Here is a 1272-nt window from a genome sequence, read left to right on the forward strand (position 1 = left end):
TTACAAGTTTGGATAGATAGGGAATCTGGCGCAGAGGTTTGCGACTTCGGTTTTGACTTTGGCCTCGACCTCACCGTTATCGTCCTCGCCATTTGCGGCCAGACCGTCGACCACTTCGATGATCCAGTCGGCGATCTGGCGGAACTCGGCCTCGCCGAAGCCGCGGGTGGTGCCTGCGGGGCTGCCAAGGCGGATGCCGCTGGTCACCATCGGTTTTTCGGGATCGAACGGGACACCGTTCTTGTTGCAGGTGATATGCGCCCGGCCCAGTGCCTTTTCGGTCGCGTTGCCTTTGACGCCTTTAGGGCGCAGGTCCACCAGAACCACATGGGTGTCGGTGCCGTGGGTGACTGTGTCGAGCCCACCTTTGATCAACTGGTCCGACAGGGCCTGCGCGTTGGTGACCACCTGGGCGATGTAGTCCTTGAACTCGGGTCGCAGTGCTTCGCCAAAGGCCACGGCCTTGGCCGCGATGACATGCATCAGCGGGCCACCCTGAATGCCAGGGAAGATGGCCGAGTTCACTTTCTTGGCGATCGCCTCGTCATTGGTCAGGATCATGCCGCCCCGCGGACCGCGCAGGGTTTTATGCGTGGTGGTGGTAGCCACATGCGCATGCGGGAAGGGCGATGGGTGTGCGCCTGTCGCGACCAGACCGGCGATATGGGCCATGTCGACATGCAGATAGGCGCCGACCATATCCGCGATCTCGCGCATGCGGGCAAAATCAATGATGCGCGGAATGGCCGACCCGCCTGCGATGATCAGCTTGGGCTGATGCTCTTTCGCCAGCGCTTCGATCTGGTCATAGTCGATCTGGTTGTCCTGTTTGCGCACACCGTAATGGACGGCGTTGAACCACTTGCCCGACTGGTTGGGTGCGGCGCCATGGGTCAGGTGGCCCCCCGCATCCAGGCTCATGCCCAGGATGGTGTCGCCGGGTTTGATCAGTGCCTGGAACACGCCCTGGTTTGCCTGAGAGCCAGAGTTCGGCTGGACGTTTGCAAAGCCGCAACCGAACAGCTGCTTGGCGCGGTCGATGGCCATATTTTCAGCGATATCAACAAATTGACACCCGCCATAGTAACGCCTGCCGGGGTATCCTTCGGCGTATTTGTTGGTCATCACCGAGCCCTGCGCTTCCATCACGGCAGCAGAGACGATGTTCTCGGACGCGATCAATTCGATCTCGTCGCGCTGACGGCCCAGCTCGGACGTGATCGAGCCGAACAGCTCTGGGTCGCGCGCTGAGAGAGACTGGGTGAAAAAACC

The 1272-nt window shown here is 60.7% G+C and carries 1 protein-coding gene; it reads right to left on the reverse strand.

Annotation, left to right across the window (positions count from 1 at the left end; all coding sequences use genetic code 11):
* A partial coding sequence (gene glyA, locus AC2FHX_RS20975; RefSeq protein WP_496703703.1) for a serine hydroxymethyltransferase occupies positions 1-1272 on the reverse strand: 1272 nt, incomplete at its 5' end.

The organism is Ruegeria sp. CDSC042 (assembly GCF_059610745.1).